The sequence below is a fragment of the Collinsella aerofaciens genome, from assembly GCF_040910245.1.
In the GTDB taxonomy this organism is placed as follows: domain Bacteria; phylum Actinomycetota; class Coriobacteriia; order Coriobacteriales; family Coriobacteriaceae; genus Collinsella.
Genome location: NZ_JBDGAY010000001.1, coordinates 15,169 through 34,378 on the forward strand (window position 1 = coordinate 15,169; position 19,210 = coordinate 34,378).

Consider the following 19,210-nt stretch of genomic DNA (forward strand, 5'->3'; position numbering starts at 1 on the left):
GCTAGCTGCTCGCCTTCCGATACCCCGTGGCAAACGAAGGGTCGTAAAGCTTGCTGCGCTCGTACGACTCCGCTTGCGCGCCGTTGTGTGCAAGCCCGCCGCGAGCTCCGAGCACGCGGCCCACCACCACGAGCGCCGTGCGGTCGATGCCCTCTCGCGCGCCCGCATCGGCGAGCGTGCCCACTGTGCATCGCACCACGCGCTCCTCAGGCCAGGTCGCCTTGTACACGAGCGCCGCCGGCTCGTCGGAGCTGCGGCCCGCGGCCAAAAGCTCGGCGGAAAGCTCGGCGAGCATACCCGAGCTCAGGAAGATGACCATAGTCGAGCCGCTTTCCGCCATGGTGCGCATGCCCTCGCCCGCGGGCATGGGGGTACGTCCGGAAAGCCGCGTGATCACGACCGACTGGCTGATTCCCGGCAGCGTGTATTCCTGGCGAAGCGCCGCCGCGGCACCGCAAAAGCTCGACACGCCGGGCACCACCTCGTAGTCCACGCCGCGCGCGTCGAGCGCGTCCATCTGCTCTTGGATGGCGCCGTACAGGCACGGGTCGCCCGTGTGCAGGCGCACCACTTCCTCGCCCCGCGCATCTGCCGCGCACATCACATCGAGCACTTCCTCCAAGGTCATATGCGCGCTGTCGTAGACGATGCAGGATTCCTTGCACTCAGCGAGCAGCTCGGGGTTCACAAGGCTTCCCGCCCAAACGACCACGTCGGCCGCGCGCAGAAGGCGCGCCCCGCGCAGCGTGATAAGGTCGGCGGCGCCCGAGCCTGCGCCAACGATATGAATCATCCGAGCCTTCCCTTCCCGTTTCTCATCGCAACCGTTTACGCCGCCATTTGCGCAGCGGGCAAAACACGGCGCCCGCAGCGGCAATCGGCGCAAATACGCAGGCAGGAGGCGCAATGCCGCCCGCCCTGGCTTTGACACGTTCACAAGTGCCCACTATCATAGTAAAAGTTTCGGCAACGAGCATATGACAATCGGATAAAAGGAAATGACCGGCGCGGCGCCCGCACAGCCCGCGCTGGCTTGCGGAGGGAACCAGGTGGGAATCCTGGGCAAGGGACATTACTGTGTAGGACGCGCAGGCGAACCGCCTCGCGCCCCAAGCCAGACTGCTTCGCCTTTTCCTCACGGCATCGCCGTGGCGTTAGCTCCTTGTGAACCCCGAGGGGCGCGCTTTTCTTTCGCTTGTGCCGACAAGCAACTGTCGCCGGGGGACCGGCAAACCGAGGAAAGGAAAAACCATGTCCGACCAGATGTCACGCCGCGGCTTCATGGGCGCCGCAGCAACCGGAGCCTTCGCGCTCGCCGGAGTCGCGCTCGCGGGCTGCTCCAGCACCTCCGCGAGTTCCGAGAAATCGAGCGAAAAGGAGAAGGCCGTGAAGCCGGTCATCCTCGTCACGAGCTTCGGCACGAGCTACAACGACTCGCGCCACATCACCATCGGCGCCATCGAAGACGCTATCCGCGAGAAGTACTGGCAGGACTACGACATCCGCCGCGCCTTCACCGCGCAGATCATCATCGACAAGCTGAAGAAGCGCGACGGCATCACGATCGACAACATGACCGAGGCGCTCGACCGCTGCGTGGAAGACGGCGTGAAGGAAATTGTCGTGCAGCCGACGCATCTCATGGCTGGCCTGGAATACGCCGACGTGAAAGACGAGCTCGACAAGTACGCCGACAAGTTCGACAAGATCTCGCTCGGCGACCCGCTGCTCACCTCCGACGACGACTACAAGAAGGTGGCCGCAGCCATTAAGGAGAACATGGCGTCCTTCGACGACGGCAAGACGGCGCTGTGCCTCATGGGCCACGGCACCGAAGCCGATTCCAACGCCGACTATGCCAAGATGCAGGAAGTGTTCAAGAACGAGGGCTTGACGCAGTTCTTCGTCGGCACCGTCGAGGCTGAGCCGACCTGCGAGGATGTTATCGCCGCCGCGAGCGCCGCAGGGTACAAGAAGGCCGTGCTCGCGCCGTTCATGGTGGTCGCGGGCGACCACGCGAACAACGACATGGCAGACGAGACCGACCCCGACAGCTGGGCTGCAAAGTTCGTGGCCGCTGGCTTCGAAGTGACGTGCCTGCTCCAGGGTCTGGGACAGAACGCCGCGGTCGACGACATCTACGTCTCGCACGTGGACGACGCCATCGCCAAGCTGTAAACTCGCCGCGCACGGGGGCGCCGGTCGCGTCCCCGTGCAACGGGCATGCGCCTTCCCCGACCGACGGCGCATGCCCGTTGCATTCGCCTCCCGCCCGCCCACCGCACGGCGCGGACGGTCGAAGCGATTGAAAGGAACCCCCTCCATGTTGAAGAAAACCCTCGCCTTCGCCCTGTCAGCGGCGCTTTTCGCGTTCTCGCTCGCCGGCTGCGGCGGAAATTCAATCGACAGCGCAAAGGCAAGCGATGCCGATTCCCAGGAAAAGACCGAACAGGCGGCCGATGCGCCCGAGGGCGCAAGCGCTGCCCCCATCACCGCCGACAAGGTGGCCGACGGCACCTATCCGATCACCGTAGATTCCAGCTCGAATATGTTCAGGATTGTAGACGCCCAGCTCATCGTGGAAAACGGCTCCATGCACTGCGTGATGACGCTTTCCGGCACGGGCTACGGCAAGCTCTTCATGGGCACGGGCGACGAGGCTGCCGCCGCGAGCGAGGCCGACTTCATCCCCTATGTGGAAAACGCGGAAGGCAAGTACACCTACGATGTGCCCGTTGAAGCGCTCGACGAGGACACCGCCTGCGCCGCGTGGAGTATTAGAAAAGAGCAGTGGTACGACCGCACGCTCGTGTTCGAATCCGCCGGCGTCGATCTGCGCGCCGACGCACTGAAGTAACGCCATGCGGTCGATTCTTCCCAAGGGGGAAAGCAGGAAGCGTCGCAGCATCGCGGTGCGCGCGATCGCCTGCGTTCTCGTCGCCCTGCTCGCGCTTCCCTTCGCGGGGTGCAGTGCGAGCCCGAACGCGACCGGTGGCACGGCAGGCTCTCAGGAATACACTGTGAGCGTCTCGCTCTCCGGCGGGTCAGGGCGCGCAAGCATCGCCTCACCCACCACAATTGTGAAGGATGGCGACACCTACACCGCGACCATCACCTGGTCGAGTTCGAACTACGACAAAATGACCGTCAACGGCGTGGACTACGCGCCCGTAAACGACGGCGGCAACTCCACGTTCGAGATACCCGTCACGCTCGACGAGGACATCGCCGTGTCGGCCGAGACCGTCGCCATGTCGACGCCGCACACCATCGACTACACGCTCCACTTCGATTCATCCACCATGAAGGAGAAATCGGGCGACGAAGCAAGCGGCGGCTCCCCTGCGGGAACGGCTTCAAACGCCGCGGCCGACTTCCACAACGCCGATTTGGGCTGCGGCTGGAAGCCGACGGGGACGCTTCAGCTTGAATACGCCGAGCACTTCACTGTCGACGAGTACGAAGGCGGCCTGCGGCTTATCTGCATTTCGAACGGGGAGCGCTTCCTCGTGGTGCCGCAAAATGCAAAGGTACCTGATGGGTTGAGCTCCGACATCGCGGTCATAAGGCGCCCCGCCGACAAGGTGTACCTCGTGTCGTCGGCGACGATGTGCCTGGTCGACGCGCTCGATGCGAACGACAATATCCTCATGTCGGGCACGAAGGCCGACGATTGCTCGGTCGCGGGCTTCAAAAGCGCGCTCGAAAGTGGGGCGATCGCCTACGGCGGCAAGTACAGCGCGCCCGACTACGAGCGAATATCGGCCTCGGGCTGCACGCTCGCCATCGAGAACACCATGATCAACCACACGCCCGATGTGAAGGAAAAGCTGCAGAAGCTCGGGCTCGTCGTGCTTACCGAACAGTCGTCGAGCGAGCCCGAAGCACTCGGGCGCGTCGAGTGGATTAAGCTTTTCGGCGTCCTGTTCGACAAGGAAGACGAGGCCGCGCACCTGTTCAACGAGCAGAAGGCCCGCGTCGAGCAAACGTCGAGGCTCGCGTCGTCAGGTAAAACCGTGGCGTATTTCTACATTAACTCGAACGGGGCCGCCGTCACGCGGCGGGCGGGCGACTACGTGGCGCAGATGATCGAGCTTGCAGGCGGCAGCTACGCGCTCGATGACGCGCAGACGGCGTCGACGTCAGGTTCGTCAGTAACGCTCGAAATGGAGCGCTTCTACGCGACGGCGAAGGATGCCGACATCATCGTCTACAACGGCACCATCGACGAATCGGTTGCCACCTTGAAAGACTTCGTAGGCAAAAACGCGCTATTGTCGCAGTTCAAAGCTGTAAAGAACGGCAACGTCTGGGTCACAAACGCCGACATGTACCAGCAGATGACTTCTACCGCCGACATTATCGACGAGCTGCACGGGGCGTTCACCGGCGATGACGCGAGCGACTTCCATTATCTGAGGAAGCTTGGCTAGCGTCATGAGAAGCCGGCTTTCCATGACATACGACGAATCGGGGCGCGCCGCGCGGTGTCGCGTCGTGACGGCGCTGCTCGCTGTTGTCCTCATCGTGCTCGTCGGGGCCAACCTGTGCATCGGGAGCGTGCTCGTGCCCGCAGACCACATCCCCGGCATCCTTTCGGGCGGCGCGGCCAATTCCATGGAAAGCCAAGTCATCTGGGAGATTCGCCTGCCGCGCGTGCTTTCAGCCGTGCTTCTCGGCGGGGCACTTTCGCTCTCCGGGTTCCTGCTGCAGACGTTTTTCAACAACCCCATCGCCGACCCGTTCATCTTGGGCGTCTCCTCGGGCGCAAAGTTCGTCGTCGCGCTTACGATGATCGTGCTTCTGGGCGCGAACCAGGCCATGTCCTCGCCGGCCATGGTGGCCGCAGCGTTTCTGGGATCGCTTATCACCATCGGCTTCGTACTCCTCATCGCACGGCGTATAAGTTCCATGGCCATGCTCATCGTGGCGGGCGTCATGGTGGGATACATCTGCTCGGCGGCGACGAACTTCCTCATCGCCTTCGCCGACGACCAGTCCATCGTGAACCTGCACAACTGGTCTTTGGGTAGCTTCTCGGGTTCGAGCTGGGACGACGTCGCGGTCATCGCAGTCGTGGTGATCACCGTGAGCGCATGCGTATTCGCGATATCGAAGCCCCTTTCCGCCTTCCAGCTGGGAGAAGCCTACGCGAAAAGCGTCGGCGTGAACGTCGCACGCTTCCGCGTGGTGCTCGTCCTTCTAGCGAGCATGCTCTCTGCCTGCGTGACCGCGTTCGCTGGTCCGGTGTCGTTCGTAGGCATCGCGGTTCCGCATCTCGTGAAGTCGGCGCTAAAGTCATCGAAGCCCATCCGTGTGATTCCTGCGTGCTTCTTGGGAGGCGCCATCTTCTGCGCGGGCTGCGATTTGATCGCGCGCACACTGTTCTCTCCCGTCGAGCTTTCCATCAGCGCCGTCACCGCCATCTTCGGCGCGCCGGTGGTTATCGCGCTCATGTTGAAGAAGCGGGTGAGGTAGATGGGGGAATTCGTGCCGCGGCCCAAAACGCTCGGAGGGGACATTCCATGCTTAGACAGTCCTGAGCTCGCTCGAAAGCGCCAGAAGGCACTTTCGGCTCGTGCGGAACTGCGCGCGGAACGCCTCCTCCGAGTGGAGTCGAACCTCGAAACCCCGGTCGAAGCGCAGGCTGACGGAGCGCCGCTTTTCCGCATAAGTGACCTGTCGGCGGGCTACGACAAGAAGGTCGTAGTCGAAGGCGTCGATCTGAAGGTTCGCGCGGGCGACGTCGTGGCGCTCATCGGGCCGAACGGCTCGGGCAAGTCAACCATCTTGAAAACCATCACACGCCATCTGGCACCGCTTGCCGGCGCCGTCGAGCTCGACGGGCGGGAGATTTCCCGATGGAAGACGGCGGAGTTCGCAAGGAACCTTGCCGTTATGCTGACAGATCGACCCCGGACCGAGCTCCTCACCTGCCGCGATATCGTAGAGGCGGGAAGGCATCCCTACACCGGGCGAATGGGCACACTCTCGCCCGACGACCATAGCCGGGTCGACGAGGCCGTGAAAACCGCGCATGTGGAAGAGCTCGCCGAGTGCGACTTCATGCAGATAAGCGATGGGCAGCGCCAGCGCGTCATGCTCGCACGCGCCATCGCGCAGGATCCGCGTGTGCTCGTGCTCGACGAGCCCACGTCGTATCTCGATATCCGCTACCAGATCGACCTGCTGCGAATACTTCGCCACCTTGCGAAATCGCGGAATGTGGCTGTCATCATGTCCGTCCATGAACTTGAGCTCGCGCAGAAAAGCGCTGACAAGGTGATTTGCGTGAAGGACGGCCGGGTCTTCCGCGCCGGTGCACCCGAGGACATATTCACGCGCGAGACGATTGGCGAGCTCTACGGCCTTCAACATGGCACCTTCAACGAGCGCTTCGGCAGCGTGGAAATTGGGCGCCCGCACGGCGATGCGCACACGTTCGTCATCGCCGGCGCAGGTACGGGGTCGGCTGTGTTTCGCCAGCTCATCCGGCAGGGCAAGGCGTTCTACGCGGGCGTTCTGCACGAAGGGGACATCGACTGCGAGCTCGCGCGCGACCTGGCAGCGGAATGCGTGGCCGAGCGCGCCTTCGAGCCGATAGGGGATAAAACTATAGCCCGCGCCAAAGAGCTCCTCGTCCACTGCGCGCGCCTTATCGTGTGCCCCGCCGCCTTCGGCACCATAAACGCCCGCAACGCAGAGCTCGTCGCCTTCGCACGCTCGCATGGTATCGAGGTCATGCGAGCGTGCGAAGGCGCATCGGAGGTTTCCCAATTGGAGTGGGAAGGATAAACTGGACTTTCTTTTAAGGATCCTAAAGCGTACTGTCGCTCGTATTCCACTGGAGACATGTAGCCCAAGGTGGAATGCATGCGCACCCTATTGTAATAGAGCTCTATGTACTTGAAGATGTCCTGCTTGGCCTCGTCCCTCGTCCCATAGCTCCTTCCTTCCGCCAATTCCCTTTTCAGCGTCTTGAAGAACGACTCGGCCACCGCGTTGTCCAGCGGCGTGCCGGGCCTTGATACCGACCGGATTACGCCATGCGAGTCCAGACATCGTGGAAGGAACGGGAGGCGTGCTGCGCGCCTTGATCGTCATGGAAGACGAGGCTGCCGTCATCTGGCGGACCCTCCCTGCCAACTGCCTGCTCTATCGCGTCGATCGCGACCTTCTCGGTGATGTGCTCGGACATCGACCAGCCCACGACCTTGCGGGAGAAGGCGCCTGTCACGGCTGCGAGATAGAGCCACCCCTCTCTTGTGGGTATGCAGGTGATGTCGCCCACCCAAAGCCTGTTGCGCCCGCCCACGGAGAAAGCGCGCTCTTCCAGGTTCAGCCGAGGGTCTCCCGGTGGATTGGCTACACTGATGTGGACAGTTCCGGGAGGGGCGCAGGAGACGGGAGGGCCGTATATGAGGGACCCCAGGCACCCGAGGCATTTCACCGACGAGTTCAAGAGGCAGATAGTCGACCTCTACAACGCCGGAAAGCCCAAGCGCGAGATCATGGACGAGTACGACCTCGGCAAGAGCACCGTGGAGAGGCGGGTCGAGTCGATAAACGCGACCGGCTCGCCGCGCGCCGCGGACAACCGCACGCCCGAGCAGAACTGGATCCTGGAGCTCGAGCGCGAGAACCGAAGGCTCCGGATGGAGGTCGACGTCTTAAAACAAGCGGCGCTGATATACGCTCGAAAGTGAGGGCCATAGCGGCCAACGCGGGCCGCTACCCCATATCAGCGCAGTGCAGGCTCCTCGGCGTCGCGAGGTCGACGTACTACTCCATGCGCTCGCGGCCCGGCCGGCCCGCCGCGCCGGACCCCGCCGCGCCGGCCGTGGTCGCGGCCCACGCCGCCAGCAAGGGCCGGTACGGCTCGCGCAAGATAAAGGCGTCGCCCGGGAGGTCGGGCGTCACCGTCAGCCGGCGCCGGGTCTGCCGCATCATGAGGGAGAACGGCCTGGTCAGCGCATACGGCAGGAAGAGGTTCAAGGTGCACCCCGGGGCGGTCAACGAGGCCGACGTGCCCAACGTCGTCGCGCGCGGCTTCGGCGGCAGGGCGCCGCGCACCCATATATGCAGCGACCTGACCTACGTGCGCGTCGGGGCCTCGTGGAACTACGTCTGCCTGCTCGTCGACCTCTACAACAGGGAGATCGTCGGCCACTCCGCCGGGCCCAGGAAGGACGCCCGGCTGGTCAAGTCGGCGTTCGCGACGCTCTCCTTCCCCATCTCGGACATCGAGGTATTCCACACGGACCGCGGCAGCGAGTTCGACAACGCCGAGATCGACCTGATGCTCGAGGCCTTCGGCATAGAGAGGTCGCTGTCGGCCAAGGGCTGCCCCTACGACAACGCCGTCGACGAGTCGACCAACAGGATACTGAAGGCCGAGCTCGTCCACCGCGAGACGTTCGGCACGACGCGCGAGCTCCGGGCCAAGCTCTCGGACTACGTGCACTGGTACAACAACTTCAGGATCCACTCGACGCTGGGCTACATGTCTCCGGTCGAGTTCAGGGAGGCAGGGCTGTCCCTCCCGGAATCGTCCAAATAGGTGTTGCCAATCCAGGGGTTCTTCGGCACGCTCAAGTGCGACTTCTTCGAGGGCAGGGACTGGACCGGCGTGCCGTTCGACGAGTTCTCCCGCCTGCTCGGCGAATATATCGAGTGATATAGGGACAGCAAGCTCACGAAGGACCTAGGATGGAAGACCATTAGGGAGTATCGCGAGGAGAGGGGCCATGCGGCATAGCGCCGGGACATGGTCCGGAAAACGTCCGAGGTCCCCGCTTTCCCGATGGATGCTGATGCGGAAACTGTGTCCCGGAATTCGCCTACAGAGCGGGATGCATTTTCCGGTTGAACCTCGATTGGGAAACGACGTCCCATTCGCATAAAAACGGGCGGCCCGGGTGTTTGTCCGAACCGCCCGTCTGGCGCGCTATGTCGAGGCCTCTAGCCTATTACGTAATACCAGACTACGTTGTCGCCGTTTGAGAGAACGTAGTTGCTGCAGGCCGTCATGGGCGTTGTGCCGTTGACGGAGTACATCCAGCCGCTCGTGCCGCCGTACTGTTTCTCGGCCAGACCACCAATCGCGGCGACATACGTGCCGTATGATGAGCCGTGCGCATTGACAGAAAGCCCCAGAGCGCACAGGGCATCGTAGACCGTAGCGCCCTCGTTAAAGGTGAAGGTGCCTCCAGAAGACACAGGATTGCCCACGGCGCTCGACGTAACCGAGACCGTCACTGTGACATAACCAGACTGCTGCGAGCCGTCCTGATTGCCCGCAGAGGCGCCGCCACCGTTGGATGCAGACCCACCGCCAGACACCGAGCCACCGCCCGAAGAAGAGCCGTCAGAAGAACTCGATCCGCCAGTGGAATCAGAATTCTGCGAACCCGATTTGTCCCCTGACTTCTTGCCGCCCTTGTCTTCGGACTTCTTCGCCTTCGAGCCCTTGTCTGACTTTTTGTCCGAAGATTCAGACTTGTCCTTGGAATCAGATTCATCCGAATCCTTCGACCCGTCCTTCGCATTGTCTGAAGATTTTGAGCCCTTGACTCCAGTCTTACCCGAAGCGGTAGTCGAGCCGGAAACCGACACATCCTTAGCAACGATGCTCTCCCCTGTCACAGCCCGCGCAATCCAGTCGATGGACCATGCACCGCTGGTAGAGGGGTGGACAAAACCCAACGAGACGACAATGAGTGCAATACAGGCGGCTGTCAGGACGCCAACAAGCGCCTTGCGCCGAGGGCCGGACGCCGCCGAAGCGGCGCCCTTTTGCTTTGCATCGTCAAGCTGAATGAACGACGAGTCGGGCCGCTTGGACTCGGCGTCCTGTGGCTTATTGGACACAGCCCTCACCTACCGACGCTTGGTAAACACGAACACGCCGATGACGGCAAGACCGATCACGCCGGCGGCGATGCCAACGATGGCGAGCGGGTTGGTGCCAGTCTCCTGCTCGGAAGCACTAGAGGACTTCTTAGCAGTAGTCGTGGAAACAGCACCCGTATCGGACTTGGAATCGGACTTCTTGTCGGACTTGCTGTCCTTCTTGTCAGACTTCTTCTCGTCCTTCCTATCGGACTTATCGGAGTCCTTCTTGTCGGACTTGTTGTCCTTGGTCTCGGTCTTGGTCGACACCGTCGTCTTGGTCGTCGGCTTATGACCCGGGGCGACAGCGCCGCCAGCCTGCTGGCCCTTCGTGCCGGAGCCGGAACCCGTGCCAGCGCCCGTGCCAGCACCGGAACCGTTACCAGCGCCACCATTGCCGCCATTGGAACCAGAACCGCCAATGCCGCCAGGGTTAACGGCGTTCTTGGTCCACTTGGCATACAACGTCAGATCGGCCGTCACCGGCGTACCGAAGTCATACGCCTGCGTGCAAGCCTCATCGGTATACCAACCGCCGAAAGTGTAGCCATCGCGCGTCGGATCGGCCGGCTTGACCAGCTTGCCATCTGCCGTAGCAACAAACTTAGTGTCACAAACAGACCCGCCGTTGGAATTAAAGGCAACCGTCCACGACTCAACGGCACCAAGCTTGAACAGCGTGCCCGAGTCATTGATGTAGTACAGGTTGCCAGATGCATCGGCAATGACCGGAGAGTCGCAGTACTGGTAATGGCCAGCCGCATCATAAATCTGCGTCGCCTCTGCATCGCCGAGCGTATAGCGATACACGCCACCACCAGCAGAGTAGTTGACGTAATCCTTGCTATCCGCGCTGTTAACGGTGAAATACACATAGGTCTTGCCGCCCTGAACACTCACCAGCGGAGTAGCAGCAATACCGTTGAAACCAGCCGGCAGCGCCTTGCCGTCGGCAGCAGTGACCATCGTGGTTTTGCCAGTCTTCAGGTTATAGAGAACCAGAGCAGAGCCAGTAGCCGTCTGTCCGCCGACAATCAGATTGTCACCAGACACCGCCGGGGCGCTCATGTTATTTGTGAGGCCCAGATCAACCGTCTTCTGCTCGCTCAGCACGCCCTTCGCCGAAAGCGAAATCGCATGGAGCTTTCCGTCGTGCGTCATCTGATAGAAGGTCGAACCATTGGTCGGATCGGCAATGCAATCGGCATTTGCGACAGCGCCGAGCTTCATGGTCGAAACGACATCGCCCGTCGTCTTATCAATGCACTTAAGCGTACCCGCGCTCGTAGGAACGATGGCATACTTATCCGTCAAAGCCGCACCAGTCCAGTAATAGCCCTCGGCAGGGTCGATGTTCTGCCAAGAAACTTCGCCCGTGGCAATCTTAATGCGCGCAAAGGAGCCGTTGCCGTAGGTCGCGTTGTAATTCTCGTCATACGAAATATCGACCGAGCCTACATAGACGTACTCGCCGTCCGAAACGACGGTGCAGGAGCTCTGCGTCAAGTCCGTCAAACCAGGCGTCAGCCACTTGCAAATCAGTTTGTCCGCAGTAATCGCCTGGACCGCACCGCCGTTGAGCGGAACGATGAGAAGGCCATTGGTATAGATCGGACGAGAGGTATAGCTCACCTTAGAGGCAAGCGGCGCAGAGGCAACCTTTTTGCCCGTGGACGAATCGATCTTAATGAGCTCGTTCTCGGTCGCGATGTAGACAAAGCCGTTAGCGATGACAGGTTCGCTGCAGTTGGCATACTGCTGACCAGACTCGGCCTTCCAATCGAAGGCCCACTTAAGACCGGCGGCCTGCGCAGGCGTCTTGGCATCCGTTACGGTCGAACCGTTGCCACTGTTGCCGTAACCGGCCCACTCGGCATCCCAATCAGGAGTCGTCGCGCTCGGGTCCACGACAATCTTGTCGGGATCGGGCATGGGCGAATTATCGGTGGTGTAGGCAAACGTAACCTTGTCGTCGCTCTTGAGCGTGACCTGGTTGGCGCAGAGAGATGAGGGCTCTCCGTTGATATACAGATGCCAATATTTATTGGTCGCAGCATCCCAGCCATATGGCTTGTGATCGAACGGCGAAGTAATGGAATTAAGGAACCAGTGCTCACCAATCTGGGAGCCGTTGTACGCAACGCCCTTGGCCTTCAGAACTGCCTCAATAAGGTTCTGGGCCGTGGAGCCTTCGGGCAGAGAAACGTTACTCGCCGTGCCCCAACGCGTATCATTCCCGTTGACATCGGGGCCGATAATATCGGCGGATCCAAGCACCTGACCAGGGAGGGCATCGCTGTCGCCAGCATACATAAAGGTAATGGCGTCGCCCTCGCCGAGCTCGTAGCTACCGGCGCCAACGTCGGCGAACTTGCCATTTACATAGAAGCGCCAATAGCTATTGGTCGCAGGATCATACCCATAGGACTTACCATCGAACGGCGAAGTAATGCCGTTGAGGAACCAGCCCCAAGACGATTCGCCAGCATCGAGAGTAAGGCCGGTCTGCTCAAGGAGATCCTTGGCAGTAGAGCCCGCCTTGAGACTCGTCTGGCCCGTCGAAGCCCAAACCTGCTGCTTGCCATCCTTGTCCTTACCGAGGACCTGAACGGAAGCATGGACAGAATCGGGGGGCAGCTGGTCGCCCCAGCCACCGTAGAACCACGTGACGGTATCGCCGGCATGGATGGTGACATTGTCTGCCGTATAGTCGCTCGACTTGCCGTTGATGAACAGCTGCCAATAGGTCGAATAATCGAACGGCGTACCCAGCTCAACGCCGTTGTACTTAAGGCTCAGAATGAAGGAGCCCGCAGCAACGGCGTCGATGCCATCCGCCTCGAGCGCGACCTTCGTAAGATCAAGCGCGCTCGAGCCGGACGTCACCACATACTGCGCGTTATCGACCCAAGTCTGAGTCTTGCCCTGGGCATCGCGACCAATGACGGTCACATTTGCGGCAACCTGGTCCTTAACGACAGGGGACGCGCTACCAGCCGTATAGGCAAACTCAATCTTCTGCCCCTGGGTGAGCTTAACGCTGCTCGCGCCAACCGAGGAAGACGCGCCGTCGACGAACAGCTGCCAGAAGGCATAAGTCGTCGGATCGTAGGCAAGCGTGCGGCCATCTGTCGGGGACGTAATGCTTTTGAGGTAGAAGCCGTATGCCGTGTTCGGTTCGTAATCCGCTTTAAAGCCCGTCTTCTGCTGCAGCTTAACGAAGGCATCCGCAGCCGTCGAGCCCTCGTCGAGCTTAAGCTGCGTAGGTGCCACCCAGGTCTGAGCCCTGCCGTCGGCATCGGTGCCGATGATCGAGAACGAGACCTCGACCTGCTTCTTGACGACATCGCCGGTTTCTGTCGGGTTCTCTGTCTGAACGGCAGCCGCGGCGGCAGATCCTGCTTGGCCAGCGGATGCCGTCGAAGACTGCTCGCTCGTGGCAGGGCTCTCCCCCGTCGTCGAGCCTTCGTCGCCAGTTGCTGCCTCTGTTGTGGCGGCACTAGCTGTAGGCGCGCCCACGGAATCCGAAACCTCGGCGCCACTCTGCTCAGCGGTACCGCCCGCAAGCGCTGCGTCCTCGCCCGGCGTCGCAGCCTGAGCCACAGCCTCGGCAATGCCCTCGGCGCCCTCGGCCCACAGCTGAGCCGGCGTGGTGCTGAAAGCCATCGCGAAGGCCAGGAATGCCACCAGGCCGCGCTTGGCTACACCGCGTGCAATCGCGCCACGGCGATGCAACGAGGCACGCTCGCGCTCGTCCTCAAACATATCCATTTGTCCCCCATTGTCTGAACTTGGGGCATTGCCCAGCGGCCGCCCCACGTCATCGCACATATCGCGCTCGAGCACCCCCATCGGGGTCCCCCTTCCCTCCAGAGCCCAACGCGTACCGGCGGCATGCGCCGCGGCCGCGTGCAAGATGGGAGGCGATCCGACTTAACCTTACCGACCCGGGCGCGCCGTCCGATCTGCGACGCGACCATCCCGGGCCAAGAGGAATTACGGTTACTGGTACAGCCGGGGATTTGCACCCCGATTCTCCCAAACGCGCAGGAAAACTGCGCATTCGTGCGTCTCCGCACCACCATCTAGGCCATCGATTATTACTGTCAGTATGGTATCACGCAAAAGGGCCCCGCACACAGGCGAAGCCCAAGGTAAAAGCTATGGTTTGCGATAGAAAAGGGTGAAGATGGAGTGCCGAGCAAAATAACCCGTTTCCCCAACCCCGGAAAATCGTTACCGCTTGCCGCCGTGACTGTTGCGCCAGATCTCGCGGCCCAGCATCAGCGCCAACACCAGCGCGCTCACGTAGCCCATAAAGCCAATGACCGGGATACCGAACACAACCGGCTCGATGCGCGCGTAGTACACCACCGACGAACCGATAAACAGACCGGCGATCACAATTGCCATCGACATGCGGTCGATAATTCCGCCCAGCTGTCGCAGCGCCTTATCGCTGCTCATGATCTGTGTGTTTAGCTTAAGCTGGCCGCGCGTGAGCATGCGCGACGCCAAGCCCAGATACTCGGCCGCCTCGAGCGAGCCTTTTGCCGCGCGATAGCTGCTCGCGGCAAGATCGCGCCCCATTTCGCGGACGCGCGCATAGGTGCTCTTCTCGTTTTTGATATGCGTCTGGATGATCTGGATCATGTTGACGTTGGGCATGTACTCGGTCAGCAGGCCCTCGAGCGTCACCATGCCGCGGGCGAACATCGTCACCACGCTCGGCAGCTCAACATCGTTCTTGCGCGCCAAATTTAGCAGCGAGGTCAAAAACTCGCCGATATCAAGATCCTTAAGGTCAAGACCCGCGAAGTCAGCAACGATAAAGTCCAGATCGGACAAAAAGGCCGAATGGTCAAGCTCGGCCGAGTCGCCGCGCGTCACGGCAAAGCGCATAAGCGAGTCCTTGAGCTTGGGAACGTCACCCTCGGCCACGGCGAAAATCATGTCCTTAACGATACCGCGGTCGTGGCTCGACATGCGCCCGACCATGCCCAGGTCGATAAAGTAGACGATGCCGTCCTTGAGAATGATGTTTCCCGCATGCGGGTCGGCATGGAAAAAGCCATCATCGAGCACCTGCGTCGAATAGTCCTCGACAATCGCCGAGCCAATCTTTTCCAGGTCATAGCCCTCGGCCACCAGGCGCTCGGGATCGGCAATCGAGATGCCGTCAATGTAGTCCATGACCACCACGTGTTCGGTGCAAAGGTCCAGGTAGGACTTAGGACACGACACGCCATGGACGCTCTTATGGAACTCATAGAAATCGTTGAGGTTTTTGGCCTCAGCCAAAAAGTTGGTCTCCTCGCGAAACGAGGCCCACAGTTCCTCGACGACGGCATGCAAGTCAACAAACTGGTCGGTGTTGACGAACTTGGAAACGATGCGCACCACCGAACGAATGATGTCGATGTCCTGCGCCATGACCTGCTGCGCGCCGGGGCGCTGCACCTTAACGGCCACGTCCTCGCCCGTCACCAGACGGGCACGGTGAACTTGCGCGAGCGACGCGCTTCCGAGCGGGTTGGGGTCGATCGCGTCGAACATCTGCCCCAAGCGCTGGCCGTACTCCTCTTCCAGACAGCGGAGCACTACCTCATACGGCACCGGCTCTACGTCGGAGCGCAGGCGACGCAGCTCGTCGCAAAACCGCTGCGGCAAAATCTCGGAGCGGTTGGCCAGAATCTGCCCCATCTTAACGAACATGGGGCCGAGCTCTTCGAGCAGACGACGCAGGCGCACCGGCGTGAGGTTATCCCATACGCGATACTTTTTGATCAGGCGAACGATCTGCCCAATGCGCTCACGACGACCTGCCGGCGTGAGCTGGTATTCCTCGTCCGGCGCCATCGCGTCGGGCTCCTCGGGGACCATATCGACAGCGCGCGGCTTCTTGCGAGCGCCCGAGACGGCGGCCTCAACCTCATCGACAACCGCCGTCTCGTCACCCAAGGGATCTAGATTGTTGTAATCGGTGGTGGAATCTGCCATCTGCGCTGCTACTCGGCCTCTTCGGCGTCCTCTGCGTCGTCGGGCTCAACGGACTCGACGGGCACCGAGGTCACGTTGTCCTCGACCGAATCGACGATGTCGCGCACATGGGCCAAAAAGGCCGTGCGCTCAGGGGCGGTCATAACGCGGACGCGGGCCAGGATGAGCTCGTCGAGCACGCGCTGCGCCGCAGTCTCGCCCTGCATGCCCAGGCGCTCGGTCAGGTCGGAGATGGTGCCACCCGCCTGCTCGAACATGTCAGACACGCTGCGGGCGATATCGGGGGTGCCGGCATCCTTGCGGACCTGCTCGCCCTTGGTATTGAGGTCGTCAAGGACCTTCTTGCCGCCCTCGACGGCAACGGCGGCGGCGCCGAAGCCCACGTTGATGGCACCGTTAACAAGCTGATCGAGTTTCATAACCATGGTTGGCTCCAATCATGAACAACTGCATTGGCCTTCTTGTACCCAAGATTGGGCGAACGACACAAAATCGTTTTACCGCCAAGGTAGGAATCGAGCGGGGCAAAGCCCTCGACGGCGTTTGCCCCGCTCGCTCGTTGCAAGGTCGGCTTTACCTCACATTGTCGTTCATCGCGAAGGAATTCTTCATGGCACAGCTCGTGGTGTAGAGGACCTTGCCCAACAGAGCATCGGTCTCCACCCGCACGCGCTCGGCAAACTCCTCGTTGGCGCGGGCAAGCTCGGCGGGCACCTCGGCCTCGGGCAGCGCGGCCACGACAGCGTCAACGTCGTGAATCTGCTTGTGGCCCATGCCGCCGACCTTTTCCTGATAATCCTCGACCGCACGACCGCACTCATGGAAGCGAACATCGGCCAAGGCACCGATCAGGCGATTTGCCCAATAGAAATTCTCGGACGTCACGCGAGCCTGCGTGTCGGCATAGTACTCGGGCATGGTCTCGACATTGGCGTACAGCGGCACGAGCGCGTTAAACGAGTTAGAGCCAAACGCCATCCACTGCACGGCGCGATACGCCGGCTGTACATAGGGACGCAGCTGCAACACGGCAAGCTGGCTGTTGCGGTTGATGCCGATGGGACGATAGGCACCGCGCGTGGCGGGCGTGCCCTTGCTGCCGTAGCAGTCGTACTCCGTGCCCTGGTAGTGGCTCGAAAGCACGTACTTGATGTCCTCGATGGTCACCTTGCGCTCGGGCACGCGGCTCCAAGGGATGTCGTCGCTCTCGGGCGTGTAGTCGGCGTCGGGACCGTCCCATACATCGCTGGGGTTGAGGCAGCGCTGCATATACCAGGCGCGCGGCGTGTTATAGACGTGGTCACTGTCGCTGTGCGAGCCAAAGGCCTCGCGCGGGTTAAAGACCGTCGCCGGACCGTCGCCCCCGACGCCCAGCGTCAGGTCCAGATGCCACTCGGCCATCCAGGAGCGCAGGTCGGCAGAGCACATATGATCTGCCTGGGTGCCCTCGGCATCGTCCAGGTCAAAGCCGTCGATACCCAGCTGGTTGGGCATGGTCACATAGGCGTCATCGGGCACGCGCTTGGCGATCCAGTGGTGGCCGCCGATGGTCTCGAGCCACCAGATCTCGTCAACGTCACTAAAGGCGATGCCGTTGTTCTCGTAGGTACCGTAGCGCTCAAGCAGGTCGCCCAGAATGCGCACGCCGTCGCGGGCGGACTTGGCGTACGGCAGCACCAGGGTCACCATGTCCTCCTCGCCCAGACCGCCGGGCTGCGCCGGCACATAGCCGTCCTCGCCCTCGTTGCCCCTGGCGGGCACGTAGTCCACGAGCGGATCGGCGCCGCGGACGCGCTCGTTGGTAGTAAGCGTCTCGGTTGCGGACATGCCAACATTGAGCTCGTTGAAGCCGGCCTCGGCCCAAATGCCATGACCCGGGACAACGTCGGGGACGCTCGTGTAACGCATGGGATTGTCGGGCAGCTCAACGGTCAGGTGGCTCAGGACACTCGTGTAGACACGCGGCTGCTCGTCGGGATGCACTACGCGCATGTGCTTGGGCTCGAATACCCCATTGGACGAGTCCTCATTGCGGGCAACAAGCGTCGACCCGTCGTAGCTCGCGTTCTTACCAACCAAAATCGTTGTGCACGGCATGCGCATCCTCCTTGAGCGAAGAAATCAAACGGCAACAGTGTATCGCTTCGGAGCAAAAAGGGCGAAACCGCGACCCCTCGAGCCCCTCGAGATCCCTGTGGTCAAAAAATGCCAAATATGAGTACTGTCACAAATTTAGTAGCAGCAATTTAAGCGAATGCAGGTGTCGATAATCTACATTTGTTCAAAAGCTTGACAATGTAATTCCTCATAAGTCCAATAAAATAGGCTCTCTATCGATAATAAATACCGATAGAGAGCTAAAATGACCTAAAACATATGTGACTATCTTGGCAACAGTACTCATATTTGGCGTTTTTTGCCCACGTGGTATATGTCTAACCCCCTCAAACAGCCCAAAACGCCTATTTCGATGCGCGCTCCGCCGCCTCAATCACGTGTTTGGCAAGAACCGCTGTCGTTACAGCCCCCACGCCGCCCGGCACGGGCGTGATGGCGTTAACGATCGGCTCCGTAGCATCAAAATCGACGTCGCCGACCAGCTTGCCGGCGGCCTCGTCCCAGTTAATGCCCACATCGATGGTTGTCTGGCCCTCGCGAACCGCATCCGCGCCAATCGTGCGCGCACGTCCAACCGCAGCAACAACAATGTCGGCAGAACGGCACTCGGCAGCCAAGTCGCGCGTATGCGTATGACACGTCGTCACTGTGGCATTGCGGGTCGTAAGCATGGCGGCAACGGGACGGCCAATCACCAGCGATCGACCGACGACTGCGACCTTTGCCCCATCCAGTTCCACGCCATAATGGTCCAGCAAAGCCAGCACGGCCTCGGCCGTACAGGGGGCAAAGCCCTCGCCTCGCCCCGAAAGCGTGGTAAGCAGCGAGGCCGGCGTCATGGAATCAACGTCCTTGACGGGATCGAGTGCCGCGGCAACTGCATCCTCGTCAAGCCCAGCGGGCAACGGGCGGAACAGCAGGCAGCCGTGAACAGCAGGGTCGGCATTGATGCCCTCGATGGCCGCCAGCAGCTCATCCTGCGAAACATCGGAGGGAAGCAATACGCGGCGAGCCTCAATGCCAACCTTCTCGCAGCGCTTGAGGGCACCGCGCTCGTAGGATAGGTCGTCCTCGCGCTCGCCCACGCGCACGATAGCAAGCGTCGGAACAACGCCGCGCTCACGCAAAGCCGCGCAGCGAGCAGCGAGCTCCTCGGTCAAAGCACGGGCAACGGGAGCACCCTTCAGCAGTTCTGCCATGG

General features: G+C 61.2%; 15 protein-coding genes and 1 pseudogene. 7 read left to right on the forward strand and 9 right to left on the reverse strand.

From position 1 onward, the window contains the following. Position 1: 1 nt before the first annotated feature. A complete protein-coding gene (gene cobM, locus AB5Z20_RS00085; RefSeq protein ID WP_138112457.1) occupies positions 2–793 on the reverse strand; it encodes a precorrin-4 C(11)-methyltransferase in 792 nt (263 codons plus the stop codon). Positions 794–1,251: 458 nt separating this feature from the next. On the opposite strand from cobM, the gene AB5Z20_RS00090 reads away from it, so the two are divergent. The 5 genes from AB5Z20_RS00090 (at position 1,252) to AB5Z20_RS00110 (ending at position 6,795) form a co-directional block, all read left to right on the forward strand. Further along, the gene (locus AB5Z20_RS00090) at positions 1,252–2,178 is read left to right on the forward strand and encodes a sirohydrochlorin cobaltochelatase (protein WP_035138221.1); all 927 of its coding nucleotides are present in this window, start codon (positions 1,252–1,254) and stop codon (positions 2,176–2,178) included. Positions 2,179–2,323: 145 nt separating this feature from the next. Continuing rightward, entirely contained in the window at positions 2,324–2,857 is a 534-nt protein-coding gene (locus AB5Z20_RS00095; RefSeq protein ID WP_035138217.1) for a hypothetical protein, read from the forward strand. A 4-nt stretch (positions 2,858–2,861) separates the two neighbouring features. Continuing rightward, the gene (locus AB5Z20_RS00100; protein WP_368155718.1) at positions 2,862–4,433 is read left to right on the forward strand and encodes an ABC transporter substrate-binding protein; all 1,572 of its coding nucleotides are present in this window, start codon (positions 2,862–2,864) and stop codon (positions 4,431–4,433) included. A gap of 22 nt (positions 4,434–4,455) precedes the next feature. Beyond that, the gene (locus AB5Z20_RS00105; RefSeq protein WP_368155719.1) at positions 4,456–5,478 is read left to right on the forward strand and encodes a FecCD family ABC transporter permease; all 1,023 of its coding nucleotides are present in this window, start codon (positions 4,456–4,458) and stop codon (positions 5,476–5,478) included. Continuing rightward, the gene (locus AB5Z20_RS00110) at positions 5,479–6,795 is read left to right on the forward strand and encodes an ABC transporter ATP-binding protein (protein WP_368155721.1); all 1,317 of its coding nucleotides are present in this window, start codon (positions 5,479–5,481) and stop codon (positions 6,793–6,795) included. 44 nt (positions 6,796–6,839) lie between these two features. Here AB5Z20_RS00110 and AB5Z20_RS00115 read toward each other — a convergent pair. Further along, positions 6,840–6,998, reverse strand: a pseudogene (locus AB5Z20_RS00115) (IS3 family transposase); the annotation flags it as partial. 41 nt (positions 6,999–7,039) lie between these two features. Beyond that, complete coding sequence (locus tag AB5Z20_RS00120; RefSeq protein ID WP_368155723.1) at positions 7,040–7,450, reverse strand: DDE-type integrase/transposase/recombinase; 411 nt, start codon at positions 7,448–7,450, stop codon at positions 7,040–7,042. Between AB5Z20_RS00120 and AB5Z20_RS00125 the strand changes: the two genes are divergently transcribed. Together AB5Z20_RS00125 and AB5Z20_RS00130 are read left to right on the forward strand one after the other, a co-directional pair. Then, on the forward strand, positions 7,419–7,706 hold the full coding sequence (locus AB5Z20_RS00125) for a transposase (protein ID WP_368155725.1): 288 nt from the start codon (positions 7,419–7,421) through the stop codon (positions 7,704–7,706). The two genes, AB5Z20_RS00120 and AB5Z20_RS00125, sit on opposite strands and share 32 nt — an antisense overlap. After that, complete coding sequence (locus AB5Z20_RS00130; RefSeq protein ID WP_368155727.1) at positions 7,703–8,560, forward strand: IS3 family transposase; 858 nt, start codon at positions 7,703–7,705, stop codon at positions 8,558–8,560. Before AB5Z20_RS00125 ends, AB5Z20_RS00130 begins: the two co-directional genes overlap by 4 nt. Positions 8,561–8,961: 401 nt before the next feature. Here the strand turns inward: AB5Z20_RS00130 and AB5Z20_RS00135 are convergent, their stop codons facing one another. The 6 genes from AB5Z20_RS00135 to AB5Z20_RS00160 all read right to left on the reverse strand — a co-directional run bounded on the left by AB5Z20_RS00135 (position 8,962) and on the right by AB5Z20_RS00160 (position 19,208). Next, positions 8,962–9,870, reverse strand: a complete 909-nt coding sequence (locus AB5Z20_RS00135) for a DUF4430 domain-containing protein (RefSeq protein ID WP_368155729.1) — start codon at positions 9,868–9,870, stop codon at positions 8,962–8,964. 9 nt (positions 9,871–9,879) lie between these two features. Further along, positions 9,880–13,662 carry a DUF4430 domain-containing protein gene (locus AB5Z20_RS00140; RefSeq protein ID WP_368155731.1) on the reverse strand — a complete coding sequence of 1,261 codons (3,783 nt, stop codon included), beginning with the start codon at positions 13,660–13,662 and terminating at the stop codon, positions 9,880–9,882. A gap of 465 nt (positions 13,663–14,127) precedes the next feature. After that, positions 14,128–15,891, reverse strand: a complete 1,764-nt coding sequence (locus AB5Z20_RS00145; RefSeq protein ID WP_368155733.1) for an ABC1 kinase family protein — start codon at positions 15,889–15,891, stop codon at positions 14,128–14,130. A gap of 8 nt (positions 15,892–15,899) precedes the next feature. After that, positions 15,900–16,316, reverse strand: a complete 417-nt coding sequence (locus AB5Z20_RS00150) for a hypothetical protein (protein WP_368155735.1) — start codon at positions 16,314–16,316, stop codon at positions 15,900–15,902. Between the two features lie 148 nt (positions 16,317–16,464). Continuing rightward, a complete protein-coding gene (locus tag AB5Z20_RS00155) occupies positions 16,465–17,988 on the reverse strand; it encodes a C69 family dipeptidase (RefSeq protein WP_368155737.1) in 1,524 nt (507 codons plus the stop codon). A gap of 365 nt (positions 17,989–18,353) precedes the next feature. Continuing rightward, positions 18,354–19,208, reverse strand: a complete 855-nt coding sequence (locus AB5Z20_RS00160) for a bifunctional 5,10-methylenetetrahydrofolate dehydrogenase/5,10-methenyltetrahydrofolate cyclohydrolase (protein ID WP_368155738.1) — start codon at positions 19,206–19,208, stop codon at positions 18,354–18,356. Positions 19,209–19,210: the final 2 nt, after the last annotated feature.